Source organism: Achromobacter sp. K91 (assembly GCF_003576205.1).
GTDB lineage: Bacteria > Pseudomonadota > Gammaproteobacteria > Burkholderiales > Burkholderiaceae_B > Achromobacter > Achromobacter aegrifaciens.
The window spans coordinates 1-19,045 of record NZ_QWFB01000012.1 but is presented as its reverse complement, the minus strand read 5'-3'; the positions used below and the strand labels follow the sequence as shown (position 1 = coordinate 19,045).

At 59.0% G+C, this 19,045-nt stretch carries 11 protein-coding genes and 2 pseudogenes; 1 reads left to right on the top strand and 12 read right to left on the bottom strand.

From position 1 onward, the window contains the following. Positions 1-8: 8 nt before the first annotated feature. The 5 genes and pseudogenes from DXK93_RS02345 to DXK93_RS02335 all read right to left on the bottom strand — a co-directional run. Positions 9-971, bottom strand: a complete 963-nt coding sequence (locus DXK93_RS02345; RefSeq protein ID WP_119449259.1) for an IS3 family transposase — start codon at positions 969-971, stop codon at positions 9-11. A gap of 192 nt (positions 972-1,163) precedes the next feature. Beyond that, positions 1,164-1,622: a hypothetical protein gene (locus DXK93_RS31790; RefSeq protein ID WP_147400215.1), complete on the bottom strand. Its 459-nt coding sequence runs from the start codon at positions 1,620-1,622 to the stop codon at positions 1,164-1,166. A 204-nt stretch (positions 1,623-1,826) separates the two neighbouring features. After that, positions 1,827-2,654, bottom strand: a complete 828-nt coding sequence (locus DXK93_RS31785; protein WP_147400214.1) for a hypothetical protein — start codon at positions 2,652-2,654, stop codon at positions 1,827-1,829. A gap of 331 nt (positions 2,655-2,985) precedes the next feature. Further along, positions 2,986-3,240: a MafI family immunity protein gene (locus tag DXK93_RS32580; protein WP_119449258.1), complete on the bottom strand. Its 255-nt coding sequence runs from the start codon at positions 3,238-3,240 to the stop codon at positions 2,986-2,988. A 5-nt stretch (positions 3,241-3,245) separates the two neighbouring features. After that, positions 3,246-3,428: pseudogene (locus DXK93_RS02335) on the bottom strand (hypothetical protein); the annotation flags it as partial. A 550-nt stretch (positions 3,429-3,978) separates the two neighbouring features. On the opposite strand from DXK93_RS02335, the pseudogene DXK93_RS02330 reads away from it, so the two are divergent. Continuing rightward, positions 3,979-4,173 (top strand): annotated as a pseudogene (locus DXK93_RS02330) (IS110 family transposase); the annotation flags it as partial. Positions 4,174-4,204: 31 nt separating this feature from the next. On the opposite strand, the gene DXK93_RS31780 reads toward DXK93_RS02330, so the two are convergent. The 7 genes from DXK93_RS31780 to DXK93_RS31980 all read right to left on the bottom strand — a co-directional run bounded on the left by DXK93_RS31780 (position 4,205) and on the right by DXK93_RS31980 (position 18,911). Beyond that, the gene (locus DXK93_RS31780) at positions 4,205-4,576 is read right to left on the bottom strand and encodes a hypothetical protein (RefSeq protein WP_147400213.1); all 372 of its coding nucleotides are present in this window, start codon (positions 4,574-4,576) and stop codon (positions 4,205-4,207) included. A gap of 1 nt (position 4,577) precedes the next feature. Beyond that, a complete protein-coding gene (locus tag DXK93_RS32575) occupies positions 4,578-4,787 on the bottom strand; it encodes a deaminase domain-containing protein (protein ID WP_119449257.1) in 210 nt (69 codons plus the stop codon). Positions 4,788-4,833: 46 nt separating this feature from the next. Next, on the bottom strand, positions 4,834-5,400 hold the full coding sequence (locus DXK93_RS02320; RefSeq protein ID WP_119449256.1) for a hypothetical protein: 567 nt from the start codon (positions 5,398-5,400) through the stop codon (positions 4,834-4,836). 767 nt (positions 5,401-6,167) lie between these two features. After that, complete coding sequence (locus tag DXK93_RS31770) at positions 6,168-6,572, bottom strand: hypothetical protein (RefSeq protein WP_147400211.1); 405 nt, start codon at positions 6,570-6,572, stop codon at positions 6,168-6,170. A gap of 115 nt (positions 6,573-6,687) precedes the next feature. Then, a complete protein-coding gene (locus DXK93_RS02315; protein WP_119449255.1) occupies positions 6,688-7,251 on the bottom strand; it encodes a hypothetical protein in 564 nt (187 codons plus the stop codon). 143 nt (positions 7,252-7,394) lie between these two features. Then, positions 7,395-8,168 carry a hypothetical protein gene (locus tag DXK93_RS31765; protein WP_147400210.1) on the bottom strand — a complete coding sequence of 258 codons (774 nt, stop codon included), beginning with the start codon at positions 8,166-8,168 and terminating at the stop codon, positions 7,395-7,397. Between the two features lie 15 nt (positions 8,169-8,183). Beyond that, on the bottom strand, positions 8,184-18,911 hold the full coding sequence (locus DXK93_RS31980) for a hemagglutinin repeat-containing protein (protein ID WP_370126300.1): 10,728 nt from the start codon (positions 18,909-18,911) through the stop codon (positions 8,184-8,186). Positions 18,912-19,045: the final 134 nt, after the last annotated feature.

Genomic DNA, 19,045 nt, shown 5'->3' with positions numbered 1-19,045 from the left:
CGACGGCATTATCGTAGGGATCCCCCCTTGGCGCTCATGCTGATGATGATGCCGTGGTCCTTAAGCATGCCTCGGTACTCTGCCGAACTGTACTGCGCACCGCGATCGCTGTGGTGCAACAGTCCAGGATCGGGACGGCGCCGGGCTAGGGCCATTTGAAGTGCATGAACCAACAACCTGCGGTCGGCCTTCTCCGCCATGCTCCAGCCGATCACCGACCGAGAGTAGAGATCCAGCAGTACGGCCAGATATAGCCAGCCTGTCCGTGTTGGTACAACCGTTATGTCGCCCACCCAGACTTTATTGGGACATTGCACGGTGAACTGACGTTGCAGGCGGTTCGGGGCTGGCCCCAGCAGCGAATGCTTCTCCAGCCGACGAAACCGCTGCTTGCGCAGCGCCTCGATGCCGGCCTGGCGTCGCAGTCTTGCGACGCGATGCTTGCCGCACGCCACGCCGTTGGCGTTAAGCGCGCGCCAGGTCTTTTCCGCGCCATACACTTGCCGGCAGGTCTGATGGGTCTGCTCGATGGCCGCGAGCAGCTTGACGTCCTCTTGCTGCCTTGCCGAGGGTTCACGACGTTGCCAGTCGTAATATCCGCTGCGGCTGACGTGCAAGGCCCGGCATAACCGAGCGACCCGGAACTGCTGCTGATGAGCCTGCACAAAGGCGTACCTCACGGCAGTTCCCGCTTCGGTGACCTCGGCCAACTGACGCTTGAGGCGCTGAATCTCGGTCTGCTCGTCGGTGCGAGCCTTGCCTTTACCGGGAAATGAGACGTCTGGGCCGTGTGTAGCCAGCTCTTTCTTCCATCGGTAAATAATCGACCGCTTCAGGCCCAGCATCAGCGATAGTTGCGTGCCGCTGACCTTGCCTTCCTCCAGTTGTCTGACCGCCTCGATCTTGAACTCTCGACTGTGATACGGGCGTTTGGCTTCAAGCGGCTTGCCTTCGGGTTTGGATTTATCCATGGGACACCTCCTTCAAGTATTGTCTACTTCTTCGGGTGTCCGGAAAACCCGGGTTAGCTCAGACTACATTTTCAGATTTGGAAAATGTAGTCTGACACCTTTTCTCACGCCTAATATCTCGACGGACAAGACGGCATATTTTTCCCATCCTGACACCATACTCCCTGGCAATTCCAGCCTGACGCCTTAATCTCATATCTTATATTTTTTCTCAAGCTCTTTGCGAACATGTTCAGCCAATCCCAACATATCTTTATACGCTTTCAACGCAAAGTCAGGATAATGCTCCGACATAAAATCTTGTGAATTCCCTACATCCCCTCCCGCCATTGCAACCGCTTCGTCAACAAAAGCAGGACGAATCACCCAATTGACATCCGGAAACATCAATCTTTGGTGCGGAAACATCTTCCAAACCATATCTCCCTCGTAGCCTTCTACTGCCTTTCGCAGTTCTTCGACAAATTCTCGATTTTCAACCCTAAATCTAATTGTGGTAAACGGAGGGGCTTTGGAATTATCTCTCTGATAGACCCCTCCCCCTTTCAATCTAACCATTACCATTCTCGTCTGGAACTTTCTCCATTCCAAATCGGAAAATTCTTCTATTACTTTATATAGTTCATCACCATCAGCCAGACTCTTATTCATGCCGCCCCCTACTTAATCTTTGAAATTGAAATTCCGTCAGGATTGGTCCCTTTCATCAATTGAAGCCAATCACCTTGCGGCACCGGTCGTGACGACACTCGTGGATCGTATACGTACTGCCCATCGGAGTAAACTTGATGGTAAGTTTGCCTTTTTTCTAATACTCCATTTTCCAGAACGTTCAGGTTATTTCGCAGAGCGGGTTTAACATTCAATATTGCCCCCTTTTGTCCCGCCGCCCTTATACAAGTAGGCCGCAATGTCCGAGCAATCTGCGCACGTAACATCCTTCACCATCTTCTGCACCCGCGGATCACTCATCGCTTCCACAACATCATGGTTAGGTGGAAAATCAGGATTTGGCTCACGAAATGGTCGACCGATCCCCGGTAGCGCTCGTTCTTCATACTCTGAGCCACCAAGATCGCCTTTATCAAATATTAACCATGGCCCCGGCTCATCCGGCAACGGCGTAGTGGTCGTGACCCCCACCCACGGCCCCTTATTCTCCTGTCCTGGCACCCCACCACTCTCAGGCACATCCCCCGACTTACCAGGCAACTGCGTATCCGGCACCGTTCCCACACCACCACCCGGCGGCACTCCCACCGGTGGCACCGGGTCTCCGGGTTTCCCTGGAATGTTCTGTGGCTCGCCACCGGTGGCGATGTACTGAACAACCGCCAACAACAGCGCTTGGTCCTCCGATAAGCCAGGCGTCTTGCCCATCAAGTCTGCGGTCATCGCTGTGATCACTGCGAATGCAACTGGCCCGATCACCTTCTCTTCGCATGTTGGTGACCGGAAGCAAGCCCCTAGCGCCGCCATACCACCGCGCTTGAGCAGGGTCGCTACCGCGTTGTTCTCCGTTTCCAGTCTGCCGCTGTTGACCACCGCCCTCGCATCTGCTCCCAGCCCGACTGCGACGCCTGCCAACAGCGAGGACACCAGATTGCTACGAGCCTCCTTGTCTTCCGGTGACAACGCCGAACCAGACTTGCCGCTGGCTGCATCCAACAAGGCGTTCACCACGGAGGCAGCTCCCGCGCCTAGCGCGGAAGCCCCGCAACCCTCACCGCGCGCCGAGCCTCCAGCACATCCCACCAACGTGTGCAGCGCGGCGCGTGCAGCTTGTGCTTCCGCACTGTCGCCCAACGCATCCGAGTAAAGCTTGACCTGTTGTGTAAAAAAGGTGTCAGACTACATTTTCAGATTTGGAAAATGTAATCTGACACCTTTTTTTCCGACACTGCAATGAGAAAGCGTGCTCATCTCTGCTTCGGCGTGCTCAAAACGCGTTCATCCTATCGCCCGGATTACGCCTAATCTCTTGACGGACAAGACGGTCTCTTTTTCTCACTGCTTATTTTCTTAGTCCTGCCAAGTGCTTGAAAGGTCCTTCTTCCAAACTTAATCCCATGTCAGAAGCCAATTTAATAGCCTCCACATACTCCTCATCCGTTATCAAGATATCGTACTCACAAAGATGATCACATAGAATTTCGAAGGCCAAGCCCTCTTCATTGTATGAGATATAGTCCAACGTGTCCTGAAGCAGGAAGGAACTAATTCTTCCTTTGAATCTATTTCCAAATTTTATAATGCGATCCGAGTACATAGAAATCAATTTATATGTTTATAGGGTGGAATTGGTGCATTATCAGGGAAAGCGGTAATTACCTCCCCTGTTGCTGGCTGATACACGACGCGCATACGTACTCCATCACGAACCTCATATGCCACCCATTTTGCGGGATCTCCCTTCGCGGTGTAGATCCCGCCGGTTCCAGTTTGGGCGTACCATTTAAAAAATGTCAAAAAAAGGTGTCAGACTACATTTTCAGATTTGGAAAATGTAGTCTGACACCTTTTTTATTCTTCCGGCAAGAAAATTTCAAACAGACGGCAAATCAGCGAAAAATTCCGAAATGGTTCCCACGCGGGAGGGGATCGCCCACCAACAATTGAAACAACATGCCACCAGACCTTAATATAAAAAATTAAATTAATTAACACCCACTTTCTAAGTATGCATCATGCCAGCCTGAGATCGGCATAGATTCATAAATCCTGCAAATCCAAAAGAAAACAAAGAGGAATAAAAAACATTCCAAGTCGGCTCACTATATAAAAACCACAACATAAGAGCAAAAGCTGTGATTGCGGTCGATTTTAGCCAGTACAGGAATTTTTCCCGTTTTCCATGACGTTCCACTCGACCAAACAAACACCACGTTATAAACATGAATACTAAACAAACGACCAACACTCCAATACCCGTACTCATAATTCGCTCAAAAAAGGTGTCAGACTAAATTTTCAGGTTTGAAAAATGTAGTCTGACACCTTATTTCTCAGAGTGAGAGCAACGCTGTACATGGCCGCGATTGTGACCACGCGCTATAACCCGCATGTTCAAGCCCTCTACGCCCGACTGCTAGACGCCGGTAAAAGCAAGATGTCCGCGCTCGGCGCTGCAATGAGAAAGCTTGCTCATCTCTGCTTCGGTGTGCTCAAAACGCGTTCATCCTATCGCCCGGATTACGCCTAATCTCTTGACGGGCAAGACGCTATCTTATTTACTATATAAATCCTAAGATGCTTAGATCGTGCCTAAACTCATCATTCTCGTCCTGATGCACCAATTGAAGCAAATTATCTAGAGCATGCTCCGAAAGCAAACGACAGATTTGCGCTCTATGATATTCGGCTTGTGCCGGATACCAGCAAGCCAAAACCAAACAAACAACCTCAAGCATCAAGTACTCCAGGGGAGAATCAAAGCTACCCTCTCCCCCCGCATATCCATCGTAAACGTCAGACGCTATCTGCTCTAGTGTCCATCCTCTTTGTCCCTTGCCCGTGGGGAACGGCCCATGATCCCGGCAGCCGTCCCAGTAGTTCTCCAAAATCCAGCTCTTAATTTGAAAATAGGAAACACGATCTTGTTCCACATTAATTTCCTTTCGGAGGTCGCATGACCACACCATTGTTATCCAAAATATTAACCTGAATATTCGGATACTTAGCTTTGAACTGCTCAGCCACCCCCAAACAACTACTGCACGCAGCCCGCTCCGTAAATATCGTAACAGTATAAAAAGGCGTCAGACTACATTTTCGGCTGAGATAAAAACTCCAACTATCGAAAATGTAGTCTGACACCTTTTTTCACAGCTAAAAAAAATCCGACGCTCTACTAATTTACAGATTATTTCCCGAACGCATCGCGAGGTTCCGCGAAACGCAGCAGACCGGTCTTGTGGCATTGGTAAGGGTACTTTTCGGTGCACCGCTGTATCATGGAGCGCGCCAGTTTATTCGCGACATCCGCCGCGATCCGCTGTCCCTCGGCATTCGGCCCACGATTTGAAAAATCACGCAGAGAGATCCCATACGTATCCTCCGCCACGCCACGGTACTCGCCCGACTCTGCGTCATACAGACGGATACCCACCGACACACTGGCAGGATACTGTTGGGAACCCTCGAATGCGCCTGGCTCGCTCACCGCAACCACATATTTGACACTAGCCGCCAACGCATCCTCGTTCATCGTTTCCGGTCTGGCCGTCTTGAGATCGAACTTGCGCAACTTGAATACAGCCTTAACTCCCGCTGCGTCCATGGCACCTGGCAGTTCGGCATTCAATGCGTTGCATACTGATTCGGCAGCGTAGGTCGCAGGATAGGCTGTCCTGGCACCTATGAAACCGACGCTATCAATCTTCTTTCTGAAATCGCAATCGGTGGTGTAGATCAGCACCGGACTGATCATTTCGCGAGGTTCCGGGTTCGTTGCCAAGGCTGCCGGCGGCGAGCCCATGATGAAGGAGCAGCCTGCGGAAGCGAATAGCGAGGAGAGTGTCAATATAAATCTACAGAAAAGCATAGTTCTTCTAATTCTCTGATTTCTAAGAAATCCACCTGAAAGAGCTTCCGACTGCCCTTGGAGCAATGCGGGACAAAGTGCTCACTCAACCGGAAGTCCCGCATCGAGAGTCCATCTTCGCCCCATATATCTTTTAAAATATTCTCCAGATAAAAATCTCAACTATCGAAAACGTAGTCTGACACCTTTTTCAGGACCTGAAATTACTGTCAAATTAGGTACTGCCATTTTAATTTACGCAGCTATGTTTTCAAGAATACACTCACCGCAGCGGCGCATATTGGAGATACGAGAATTAAAAATTTTGCCATAAAGAAAAACCTTTCCATAGTTGGGAATTGGTAACCGGCACCAGATGAGATCATAACTAGAGCAGGAATCAACAAAAACTCAAAAACCACCCCGCCGATAGAAAAAATAATAGAAAAAAATAAAACAAGGAAAAAATATTTCTTAAGAAATCTAAAAATTTTTCTTTTCATTTTTCCTTTTTTACCGCAGCTTTTCAAAATATCATTTACCGCTGCGTTCGTAGATTCTGACCCCAAGGCTCCCAGACTTGCCCCCGCCACCTACGAAAAAAAGGTGTCAGACGACATTTTCTAGCTATTCAGATTTTTAAAATTCATCCCAACACCTTTTTTTCATGATATTTAGGCCAAAATCTTATTTTTTATTTTCTCTTCAAGCCGACTCAATGCCTCTGCCCGCCCAATCAATCTTGCCGAAATTCCATTTATGGATATCTTCATAGATAAATCACCTTTCACGTATGATTTATCAATTTTCAAGTCAGAATAAGCATAAGAATTCGATAAAATGCAGCACCAAATAAACTTGTTTTCATATGCAGTTATCCGGCAAAAAAATTGAGATGAAAATATCCATCCATTATAAAAAATGGCTATCGCCCGTATTGTTAGAAGCTCACTGCCCGGCATATCCCCCTTTCTTCGCATAGAGGGAACAACCCAAGCCAATAAAAATGACAGAATAAAAATTGCCAAAAGAAAACCCAACCCCTGTTCATCAGTCAATTCAATACGATAACTATTCATTTATTCCCACCATTCGAAATATAAGTCGGATCCACCGTCACATTAATGGGAGCAACCTAAAAAAAGGTGTCAGACTACATTTTCGGGTGTGGAAAATGTAGTCTGACACCTTTTTTTACGTGCCCCAGGTGCTGCCGAAGTTCTCGGACGCCGCAGTGGACGTCAGGGCGATGTCGTTCCCGGCCTTCAGGGCGACGTTGTCGCCCTTGATCAGCGACACCAGGTTGGTCAGGTCCTCGCGCGCGGCGAGGTCGACGGTGGAACCCTGGATCAGCCCGCCGCCCTGGTTGACGATGTTGCCGGCGGTCATGACGGTGGCTTCGCGCGCGCCGATGGTGCCGCTGTTGACGATATCGCCTTCGGCCTCCAGCTTGACGTTGCGGCCGGCCATGAGGGTGCCGTCGCCCTTCAGGTCGCCTTCGCGCACCAGCAGGTAGACCTGCGGGACCAGCACGGTCTCGGTGGTGCCGTCGGGCAGCGTGACGGTCTGTTCGACCAGCCAGACCAGGTCGGTGGTCAGCTGGCGCTGTTGCGCCTCGGTCAGCGCGACGCCGAGCTGGATGCCGTTGTCGCGGGCGAATTGCGCGCCGGCGGCGAGCAGGGCCTTGTACTGGCTGTCGTTATCGCTGTACTTGTCGAGGAAGCGCTGGCCGGTGGTGACAAGGATCTGGTCGGACACGAGCTTCTGTTCATAGAAGCCGTCGCCCGAACCGGCGCCGTGAAGAAACGTGTCAGACTAAATTCTCAGCTATGGAAAATTTAGTCCAGTAAAAATTTTACGGAAAATTCAGATTGAAGTTTTTTTGTCTATTTACATAAAAATCACTCTACAAACTGGAACTGCGGAACTCTGTAGGCATGATTCGTCGATTTTTTTGGATCAAAAAAAACATTGTCGTCCAAATGACTCTTGACGCGCTTTCGCACCACATCCACCTCATAAAACCGCTCATGCAAGTCAAATATAGATTCTGACAACTGTATGTAAACCGACTCGTCTCCCCAAGCTTCAACCTTGTACGCTGGCGCCGAAAGCAGTCTTTCTCGTCCAATAAGTTTCACATAGGCAGGTCCAAACACTTGAGACCATGCAACATCTGGAACGCATTTCATCAATCTATGAGTTGGAATCATAAAGTGAGATGCAAAAGGCAAAAATCCGTTTGCCAATCCCACAGCCTTGTACGCCTCGGTCGTGCTATCGCAGATAGCATATTCAACCCCAAAGCGACCTACCATATGTCGGAAATAATCAACCAAGTTTTTTACTTGATCAGCGTGATTAACTGAGACCTCCAACGCATGGCTGGCGAACTGGGGGCCACGCAGTGGATATGTACGTTTCCGAAATACCCCCCAGCCCTTCGGTATCGCTTTACGCTTCCACATTATGCTATTCACATCTTGACTAAGAAACTCACGCAACTCTGCTGCCGTCAACTCCAGATTGATTGGCTCTACAACTCCCCAATGGGAAGGAGAAAAACTCGGGACCGCAACGCTAAAATCTTCAATAAGATTTACAAAATCGGCCGCACCACTAAACGACGGTGTCAACAATATCTGCCCGTCTACGCCAATGTACTTTTTTTTCAAATCTCCACTCCTCGACTAAGGCACCCACGGGTTAAGCGTTTTCTTTTCCAAGTCGAAAACGCGAATCGATCCGCCGCTATCATCAATCAACCGGGCTAGAGGTTCAGATATCTTCGTCCGTGGAGAAACTATAAGATCAATCCCCTCAAACTGTTTGAACGCACCGTTGCCGGAACCCAGCCCTTTGGTAACCACCCCTCCCTCTTCTACCAACTTGGCATATGCTCGAAATTGGGCACTATTACTTAGCTTGGCCACATCCTTAATTTCCAGAATTCTAACGGTTTTCTCCGTACCATCCGGAATCACAGTAACTAACCTTCCATTCACACTGGCAGTAAAAGAGGTAGTGTTTTTTTCCAACGACACATATCCCAGAACCGCCTCTTCAAATGTCTTACCCTGCGCCTGATTCGCTGCGATTTGCTTCGCCGCCGCCACGGCAGGCCCATTCTTCAAGACCCGAGCCAGATCGCCAAGCTTATCTACCGCCTTGCCCAGTTGTGCGCCTGGTACGACTCCCAAAGCTGCAAAGAAATAACTGGCTTCCTCTTTGCTGGCGGCAGTCTCGCCGGTGGACAACTCATAGGCAGACATTGCCATTCCAGGGAATGTCAACAGCCCACCTACGGCCTCGGCGAACATTGTCACATGGACGTCCGACATCAGAGCTAACTGCTCCGATATACTTGCCCCGCTCTGAATGTTATAGATCGTCAGTAGCGCATCAATCTTGCTCGATGACACGTCCAGCGTTCTAAGCGCTTGTTCGTATGCCGCAGGGCTAAGCCTTCCTTCATCCCATTCCTGTTCCAACGCTGCGCGTTGACTAGCGGTCGCCTGCGCGACCGAGGCCGGATTTCGGTAAAAGGAGTTGTTTTCGGATTCAATCCGCGCAGCTGCGTTCGCTGTCGCTGCTTGCCCTCCTAGTCCACCAACGACACTCGCGACAATCCCACTTAAGAGGTTGTTCTTCGCTTCGTTTTCTTCGGCGCTGCCATCCGCCGAGGTCGCAAGCAGATAACCCAGGACACTGCTCAAACCCGCCCCGGCTGCGCCGCTGGAGCACGCAGATCCTTGTACTGCGGCGGAACCGCATGCCAGCACACCATGCAGTGCGGCGCGCACGCCTTCCGATTGCGCGCCGGCTGGCAGAGAATCCGCCCATTCCTTTACCAATTTGGAGCCCTGCGCTTGCAGATATCCGACTGCCGCGTTGACAGCGAAATCGCCAACACTACCGGTCACATTGCCTGAGGCCGCTGCCATTACCACTGTGACCGCATTCCTGGCATCCCCCCCGAATGCCCACTTCCGCGTTCTGGCAAACTCCGCATTTAGGAATTGCAGCCGTTCTGGGTCGGCGGCCTCGCCTTTCTGCAACTCTGAATGAAGTTTCGCCTTGATGGCGTCAGCCTCCTTCGCGCGATTTGTCAGGAATTGACCCGCCTGGCGACTTGCCTCCGCCACGATTTCAAATCCCGCCTCAATCTTCTCCTTGTCGAAGATTGGCGTCAGCGCATTCAGCGTGTCCGATGTATCCCGATTCAATGACGCGATTGTCTCCGCGGCCGACTTTCCGGTGAGGGCGAGTTGGCCAGCAGTGTCGCGAATGATCACGCTACCCTCGCCAATCGCACTCTGTGTCGTCGAATTGGCATTACCTGAGGCGCCCGCGACAACCGGCATCCCGACGGAGGTGCCGTTATCATTGGTTGGCAGGCTACTGCCCGGCACCTTATCTGCCCCACCCGCTGCTTGACCCTTGGGATTCGTGCCTACATCACCCTTCTTGGCCTCTCCACCGCCGCTACCTCCCCAGCTGTATCCTCCGCTGAGCGCAATCTGATCCCCCTTGTACCGGGCCGTGTTCTTCACATCCTGAACGACCAACGTGCCGGTGCCGAGACGATTTAGCCCTTCGAGCTCTGCACCATCGTTGCTGGATATCACACCGCCGATCAACGTCGTATTCCGCTCGACTTCCACCTGGAACCCACCGCCACCGGCAGTCAAGCCGGCCTGCTCCCTAGCAGACTTGAAATTGCTATCAATTCGGCCTTGAGCGACATTGCCCGAAACTGAACTCTTGCAGTAGCCATAAATGCAGATGTTCGCCTGAACACCGATACTCTGCTGCTTGGAATCGTAGGTACTGACATCCTGCAAGGTTTCTATGCGCAAGTCCTTGCCTATCGATGCAATGATCTGATCTGCTCGTCCAGCTGCGCCAATCAAGGATGTATCGCCGCCGGATTTCAAGGCAAGCACATTGCCGGCGACCACGCCGGTATAGGTCCAACCCGTATCCTTGCCATCGGCACGGCCGCGGGCGCCGCCAGCTCCAATGTTGAGCATGATGCCGACGCCGTTCTCGCTATCGGCCGACACGCCGATACCTATACTTGCGTTAGAACTCTTGTTCTTTGTGTTTTGCTCATATGTGTTTTGTGCAGCCTGCAGCAGGATGTCTCCATCCGCCTTGAACACGGCGTTGTTGCCGGCCGACAAGCGCGAGCCTGTGACCGTAATGTCTGAATCGCCCCCCGCCCCTTTGGCGATGATCGTGAGATCCTTGCCCGCCGCCACCGTAGATCCGACCGCCGATGAAGAGGCGCGATCCGTTGTACTTTGGCTCTTGCTGGTGCCGAAGTTGATACTCAAGCTCACGCCGCCTGCACTCTTGGGATCGGCCATCACGGAGTCGTAAGCGTTTAGTGCGGCAATACCTGTCGTTGCCAGCGCCAACCCTTGCATGACCTTGTTATCGGTCTTTCCGGCTGCGTCTCCCATTCTTCCTGCGGTCTGCATCGCATCAACCAGAGGTGTTCTGGCATTGATGCTGAGGCCCGTTTGCTTGATCTCATGAAACTCCTTCTCGCGTGCAGTATCGAGTGCCGCACCGATATTCACCTCCTTGCCGATCAGCGTTATGTCGCCCTGGCGCGCCAAGGCGTTACTGCCGATTATGTTCAACGCATTACCCGCGTTGATTAGGACATCACCCTCGACGCTACCAACCGTGCTGGCGGTATTGAAGACTTTCTTGCCGTCGATCCAGTCGGTCTGCTTGCTGCTGCCGTAGCTGAAGCCGCCCATTGCACCCAAACCGGACTTCTTGACCATCTTGTAGTCGTAGCTGTCCTCGGCGTTCTGGCCAGGCAGGATGTTCACGTCGCGCTCGGCGGACATGACCAAATCCTTCTGCGCGGCTGCATTCGACCCCACCACATTCAAATCCCGCCCAGCCATCAACACCGCCGTGTCGCCGGTAAAGGTCGACCCCTTGGCCTGTTCCCAGTCGCTGGAAGTAATGGTGTGCGTGGTCTTGGAAGACAGGAAGCTCTTGGTCTTGTAGCGAACCTCGTCATAAGCCGAGCCGGTTTCCACCCCGGCGACCAGATTGATGTCGCGTCCCGCGCCCACCGCCAGCTGCTTGCCAGCAGTGACTTCCGCCGCACGCGCATTGACGTCCTGGCCCGCGACCAACGTAAGGTTGCCGCCCGCCGCGATGGTCGCGCCGACTTCGGAGCTGGTGCTCAGGTCGTGGCGATTGTTCTTCTTCAGGACCAGCGATTCGCCGTGGCTCTCCGTAAGCGTTTCCAGCGCGATATCGCGCCCGGCCTGCAGACGTGCGTCGTCCTTGACCGAGACTTGCGCCGCGGTCAGCGTGATATCGCGGCCAGCCTGCATGTTGAGGTTGCCGGCGTCGACGCGGGCCACGCCGCTGACGTGCGTGCCCCAGGTGCTGCCGAAGTTCTCGGAGGCCGCGGTGGATGTCAGGGCGATGTCTCGTCCTGCCTTCAGGGCGACGTTGTCGCCCTTGATCAGCGACACCAGGTTGGTCAGGTCCTCGCGCGCGGCGAGGTCGACGGTGGCGCCCTGGATCAGGCCGCCGCCCTGGTTGACGATGTTGCCGGCGGTCATGACGGTGGCTTCGCGCGCGCCGATGGTGCCGCTGTTGACGATGTCGCCTTCGGCTTCCAGCTTGACGTTGCGGCCGGCCATGAGGGTGCCGTCGCCCTTCAGGTCGCCTTCGCGCACCAGCAGGTAGACCTGCGGGACCAGCACGGTCTCGGTGGTGCCGTCGGGCAGCGTGACGGTCTGTTCGACCAGCCAGACCAGATCGGTGGTCAGCTGGCGCTGTTGCGCCTCGGTCAGCGCGACACCGAGCTGGACGCCGTTGTCGCGGGCGAATTGCGCGCCAGCGGCGAGCAGGGCCTTGTACTGGCTGTCGTTGTCGCTGTACTTATCGAGAAAGCGCTGGCCGGTGGTGGCCAGGATCTGGTCGGACACGAGCTTCTGTTCATAGAAGCCGTCGCCCAGGCGCTTGGGCTGGCCCGAGGGCGTCAGGAACTTGGCGCCTGCGGGTACCAGGGAATCCCAGCTGCCCAGGCGCGCGCCGGACAGGTTCTGGCCGTCGACCGCGGCGGTGGCGCCGCTGGCAGAGAGCGAGCCGCCCGTGCCGAGCGCGGCGCCGGCGGGTCCGGATGCGCCTTGCGCGTCCAGGCGCTGGCCATCCAGGCCGCCGCTGGCGCCGACGGTGGCGCCGGCTTGGCCCGCATTCGAAACTGAACCCGCGCCGACGCCGGCGTTGACGGGGTCGGAGCCGCCTTGGCCGTCCATACGCTGGCCTTCAAGGCCGCTGCTGGCGCCAACGGACGCGCCGCCTTGGCCCGGGGTCGAGATCGAACCGGTGCCCACGCCGGCATTTACCGTACCGGCCGTGCCGGGCTGGTCGTTGCGTTGGCCTGCCAGGCCGCCGCCCGAGCCGGCGCCGTTGCCGATGGTGGTGCCGGGCAGCGCGCCCGGCTGGCTCAGCAGGTCCAGCAGGTAGTCACTGGAGACGGTCGGACGCTGGCCGACGAAGCGCGGATCGGTGGCGACGACGTAGGGCGCATCCGGCCTGCCGTTGACGGTGTAGAGCTGGCTGTCCGGAATGCCGGCGGGATTGGACACGGTGCGCACCACCGTGCCGCCAGGCAGGCCGACGCTGGCGACCAGCACTGGTCCAGGCGCGGCGCCGCCATTGCTGGCGCCGGGCTTGGAGCCGTTGAGCTGGACGGCGACGTTGCCGCCGGACGTGCCGACTGGCAGTTCGATGGGCTGGCCCGCGAGGGTGGCGTTGTAAGCCTCGGAGTATTCCTTGCGGTCGCGCGAACGCGCCTGGGTAACCGTCATGGTCCCCGTCCGCGTGATGGTACGCTCGCCGCCCGCACCGATGTTGTTGATGGCGGGACCGGCCACCGTGAGCGCGCCGCCTGCGGCGATCTGGCTCTTGTCATTGGTGACTGAGCCCGTGAGCGTCATGGCCCCGCCCGACAGGATCTTGCCGGGATCGGAGGACAGGGTGCGGGTCTCGGTGACGGTCTCCTGCACCCGGTAGTAGGTGAAGGTGCCGACCAGGCGGTTGTTGAAGTCGGCGTTGAACTCCCGGATGCGCGCTTCCAGCTCCATGTGCGGCGCCTTGTACGCGGCGTAGGCATCTTCGTAGGCCTTGCGACGCGCTTTCTCGGCAGCGCATTCATTGAGGATCGCGCAGTTCTCGTAGCGCGGCGGCACCCAGACCGGCATCGGGCCGGACGGCGGCGTGACACCGAAGACAGCCCAGATGCGCTCTCCGGAACCGTAGAGGAACTTCTCCGGCGTGTCCCAGCAAAGATCGGCCGCATCGCCGCCGGAACAACCGGATTCAGGCGGGGTATAGGTCGGCGTGATAGGCGACGTCTCGCCACCCCTGCCCTTCTTGCTAGGCGCGTAGTCAAACGGCGGCCCATAACGCGACGCCGGATACTTGGTCGACGGCAACAGGAACATGCGTTCCGGATCATCGTCCAGCCACGCCGGATCCTTGCTGCACATAGGCGTCACTTCGTCGCACAGCCAATTGGTCTCGGCGTCGTACATGTCGGTGGTGCCGGCCGGGGTGAAGTACACCTTGGACGTGCTGGACACCTGCACTGTTTCGTTGGTGTAGCGGTCGTTCTGGTTGCGGATGGACGCGGCCGAGATGTTGGCATTGCCGGCCGCTTCAATGGTCGCGGAGGCGTTCAGGAGCGAGCCGGCCTGGCCGATGGCACGGCCGGCGGCATCCAGCGCGCCGCCGATGCGCAGGTCGGCGCCCGCGTAGATCAGCGCGTGGTCGCGGTTGATGAGCGATCCCACGCCCAGGTCCATGTTCCCGCGCGACGCAATGACGGCGCCGCCGCCTGCGCCCGCGCCGTTGACCAGCGTGCCAGCCTGGATCGACACGGCATCGCCGTAGATGCGGCCGGTGTTGTCGACGCGGCCTGCGGTGATGCGGGTGGAACCGCCGTCGATGAGGCCGGCGTTGGTCAGGCCCTGCGTCACCGTGATGCGGTTCTGGCCTCCGGCCAGCAATTGGCCGGAGGCCTGGTTATTCAGCGAGTCCGCCGAGATGCTCAGGTCGCGGCCGGCGCTGATCTTGGCGCGGTTGTCCATCGCGCCGCCGACCGACAGGTTGAGGTCGCGGCCGCTGGAGATGTCGCCCTGCTGGTTCAGCGGGCCGGCATAGGCGAACGACAGGTCGCCCGCGGATTGCAGCACGCCCAGCCCTTGCAGCGCCTGCGCGATGACGGTCAGGCTCTTGCCCGCCTGCAGCGTGCCTTGGGTGTTCTTGAGCGTGTCCGCGACGATGCGCGCGTTGCCTTGGGAAGCGACGGCGCCGCCCGTGTTGTCCAGTTCCTTGGTGGTAAGGGTCAGGTCCTCGATCGCTTCGATGGAGCCGCCCTGGTTGTTGACGCGGTCCGCCATGATGGAGACGACCTTGCCCAGCACGCCCTTGGGCGGCGTGCCGGCCGCGGTCAGCGTGCCGCTGTTGTCCAGGCTGGCGGCGTTCAGCGTCAGCACGTTGTCGGCCTGGATCAGGCCGCCGCGGTTGTCCACCGCACCCGGGGCGGTGATGGTCAGGTCGCGAGCGGCCAGCGTGCCGTCGCGGTTGACGACGCTTGCAGCTTCGATGCTCGCATTGCCTGCGGCTGCGATCACCCCGCCGGTGTTGTTCAGGCCGCCGCCCAGCTTGATCGCGGCATCGCCCGTCGACGTCAGTTTGCCGCCCTGGTTGTAGAGATTGGCGGCGCTGATGTCCAGTGCGCCGCCCTGCACGACCGCGTTGCGGCTGTCGACGTCGCCCGCCGTGGCCAGCGTGACCTTGCCGATGGCAGACAGTTTGCCGCCCGCCAGGTTCAGGCTGCCTGCCGACAGGCTCAGATCGCGGCCGGCGAGACTGGTGCCGCCATGAACGATGGAACCCCCGGTCAATCTGATGCTGCCCGGCTGGCTGAGCGAGCCGTCGGCGCCCACGCCCGCCACGAAGCGGCCGGCATTGGAAAGCTGGCCCAAGGCGGTGGCGATGAGATCGCCGCCAGCCAGCACTGAGCCGGTGTTGTCCAGCGTGGATCCCGCCCACAGTTTGGCATTCGTACCCGCGGACGCGATGCCCGCGTTGAGCAGCGCGCCGCCCGCGCTAAGGTCCAGCGCCGCGCCGGACTGCAAGCGGCCGTCCGCCAGGATGGTGAGTTTGCCGCCGGCGCTGGCGACCAGGTCGCCGGCCTGCGTGGCGGCGATGCCGCCCAGCGTCGCGTCCGTGCCGGCCCGCAAGGTCATGCCTTGTTCCGCGGCGGCCGAGCCGAGCGCGGTAAGCGCGCCCCCCGCCTGCGCGGTCAGCGCGCTCCCTGCCTGCAGGCGCGACGCCGCGCCCAGCGCGATATCGCCGCGCTGGGCGATAAGCGACAAGTTTCCTTGCAAGGCGGCCACCGTGCCATCGACCGAGATCTTGTCGCCCGCGGTCAAGATCTGCGAGGCGCCGGCCAGCATGCGTCCGGCGGCCTGCAGCGCGCCTTGCGCGGTGGCGGTCAACGTGCGGCCGGCCTGCACCAGCCCGGCCCCGCCGACGGTCACGTCGCGGCCCGTCAGCGTCAGATCGGCATCGGTGGCGGCAGTGCCGTCCACTCGCGCGTCGCGCGCGGCGGCCAGCAGCATGTTACCCACCGAACTCAGGGCGCCCGTTGCGTACAGGTCACGATCCGCGCGGGCAGTCAGCGTGCCAGCGGCTTGCAGTTGGCCGTTCTGTTTGACGACGAGATCGCGTCCCGCCTTGATCGAGGCATTGCCCGCCGCGCGTTCGCCCAGGGCGGCAGCAAGGCCACCCAACAGGACGTCTCCACTTGCGGCGAGCGTCAGGCCGCCGCCCGCGGCAATGACGCCGTCTGATCCCAGGTTGCCGCCTGCGCGCGCGCTCAGCCCGTCGGATGCCTGCATCCTGCCGCCCGCGCCGACCAGCAGGTTCGCGCCCGCATCGGCCGTCAGGCCGCCTTCCAGCGCGGTGGCGATGCCGTCGATGCGGATGTCGCGCTGCGCGCCCAGGACGATGGGGGAACCGGCGGTCGCCGTGCCCGTGATGAAGAGGTCGCGGCCCGCCTGCGCCTGCAAGACGCCGCCCGCGGCGCCCGCGCCCGTGGCGGTGCCCGCCGTGCCTGCGATGCGCAGGTCCTGGCCCGCGCCCAGCAGCAGCTTGCTGCTGCCCTGGGCCAGGCCGGCCTGGCCGATGCTCAGGTTCCCGGCCGCGTCCGCGCGCAGCGTGCCGTTGGCGACGGTCTTGCCGTTCAGTTCGGCGTCCGTGCCGGCCTTCAGCGTGATGTCCTGCTCGCCCGAAATCGTGCCGTTTGCCAGCAGCTTGCCGCCGGCCTGTGCTTGCAGCAGTCCGCCTGCTTGCAGCGCGCTTGAGGCGCCCAGCGTCATGGCGCCGCCGCTGTCCACCTTGAGCGCGCCCGCATCGGCCAGGACCGTGCCGTCCACCGCCAGATCCTTGTCGATCCGCAGCGTCGCCGCTTGCCCGGCCACCAGCGTGCCCGCCAAGGCGGCGCTGTCGGCCTGCACATCGACCGAGCCATCGGCCTGCAGGCGCACGTTCGCGCCGGTGGCCAGCGCGCCGCCGGTCTGTAGCGCCAGATTGCCGGCCGCCAGGTTCTGGCCGTCGAGGCTGATGTTGCCAACCGACTCCAGGATCAGATCGGCCAGCGAGGAAATCGTACCTGCCGCCGTCAGCGAACCGCCCGCCCGCGCTTGCAGCGCGCCGCCGGACAGCGCCCGGCTGCCGGCCGTCAAGACCAGGTCTTCACCCGCTTTCAGATTCAGGGCGCCGTTGGCGGATGCCGCCGTGCCGGACATATCCAGTCGCCCCCCGGCGTCCAGGCTTGCCCCCTTGTCGCCACGCACGACGCCGGCCATCTCCAGATTGCCCGCAGCCGCGATCCGCGCCTGGTCCGCGGCGTCCAGTTGCGCCGCCGCGCCGATGCGCAGATTGCCCCCTGCGCCGAGATCCAGCGCGCCGTCGGCGCCCAGCTTGCCGTCCACGCGCGCATCGCGCACCGCCTGGAGTTCCGCGTCCGCGGTGGACACCAGAACGCCGCCCAGCGCCAGGTCGCGCCCGGCGTCAGCCTGCACGCCCTTGCCTTGCAGCTGGCTACCCGCGCCCAGCAGCAGGTCATTGCCGCTCTTGAGCTGCAGCGCCCCGCCATAGGCGAGCGCATTGCCGTCCACGCGCAGGTCGCGCGACGCGTCCAGCGACATGCCGCCTTCGGCCAGCGCCGTGCCGGCGAGGTTCAGATCCTGCCCGGCCGCAAGCGTCATCGATGCGTCGGATTGCAGGTGCGAGCCGCCCGCCGCCGTCAGCGTCTGGCCCGCCTTCAGGTCCAGGCCGCGTGCCGCGTAGACCTGTCCCGCCACTGCCGCGTTGCGCGCGGCCTGTAGCGTCAGGGCGTCCAGCGAACTGAGCGCGCCCGCCACGCGGAGATCGCCCAGCGTCGTGACGTTGACCGCGCCCTTGGCCGCGACCCGCGCCAGCTCGCCCATCGACAGGTCGCCGCCGGCGTTCAAGCTCAGGCCGCCGGCGCTGGCGGCAAGCGTCCCGTCCACGGACAGCTTGCCCGCGGCATCGATGTTCATGTCGCCGTTGCCGCGCCAGACGCCGGCCAGCGTCATGTCCTGGCCGGCCTGGGCGCGCGACGCGCCTTCGGCGTCCCATTGCGCCGTCTTGCCCATGGCAAGGTCACGCACTGCAATCAGCGACGTGTTGCCGGTGGCTGCAGCCTTGCTATCGATGCGCGCATCGCGTCCCGCGTTCAAGAGGATGTCGCCACGCGCGGCCATCACGCCGCCCGCCAGCAGATCGCCCATGGCGCGCGCCTCCACGCCCACGCCCTGCGTGCGGCTGGCGTCGCCCAAGCGGAGGTCCTTGCCCGCGTTCATGGCCAGTTGGCCGCCGTAGGCCAGCGCCGCCCCGTCCACCTGTACGTCGCGCCCGGCATCCAGCGTCAGGCCCTTGTTGGTCTCCGCCTCTCCGGCGAGCACCAGATCCTGGCCCGCGCGCAAGGCCATGGCGCCTTCCGATTGCAGGCGCGCATCCGCGCCGGCCTGCAACCGTCCTATCGCCTCCAGCAGCAGCGGGCCGCCGGCCAGCAGCTTGCCCGTGACCGTTGCATCGGTTCCTGCTTGCGCCGTCAAACCGGCTAGCGAGGACACTGTGCCCGCCACGTTCAGCGCGCCCTTCGCGACCATGGACAAAGGACCACCGGATTGAGCGCTGCCGCCGACCGTCATGTCGCCGTCCGAGGCCAAGGTCAATGCGCCCGAAGCCGCGCCGGCCGTGCCGCTGAGGTCCAGCGCGCCTCCCGCCCGCAGTTCCGTGCCCTGGTTGCTGAGCAGGCTGCCCGACAACGCCACGTCGCCGCCGGCTTGCAGGCTTGCAGCGCCCGTCGTTTGCAGTTCGCCCGTAATCTTCGCCGACTCCTGCGCGCGCAGCGTCAGGTCGCCGTCGGCGCCGAGCTTGGCGCCGAACCTGTCTCTTATACACATCT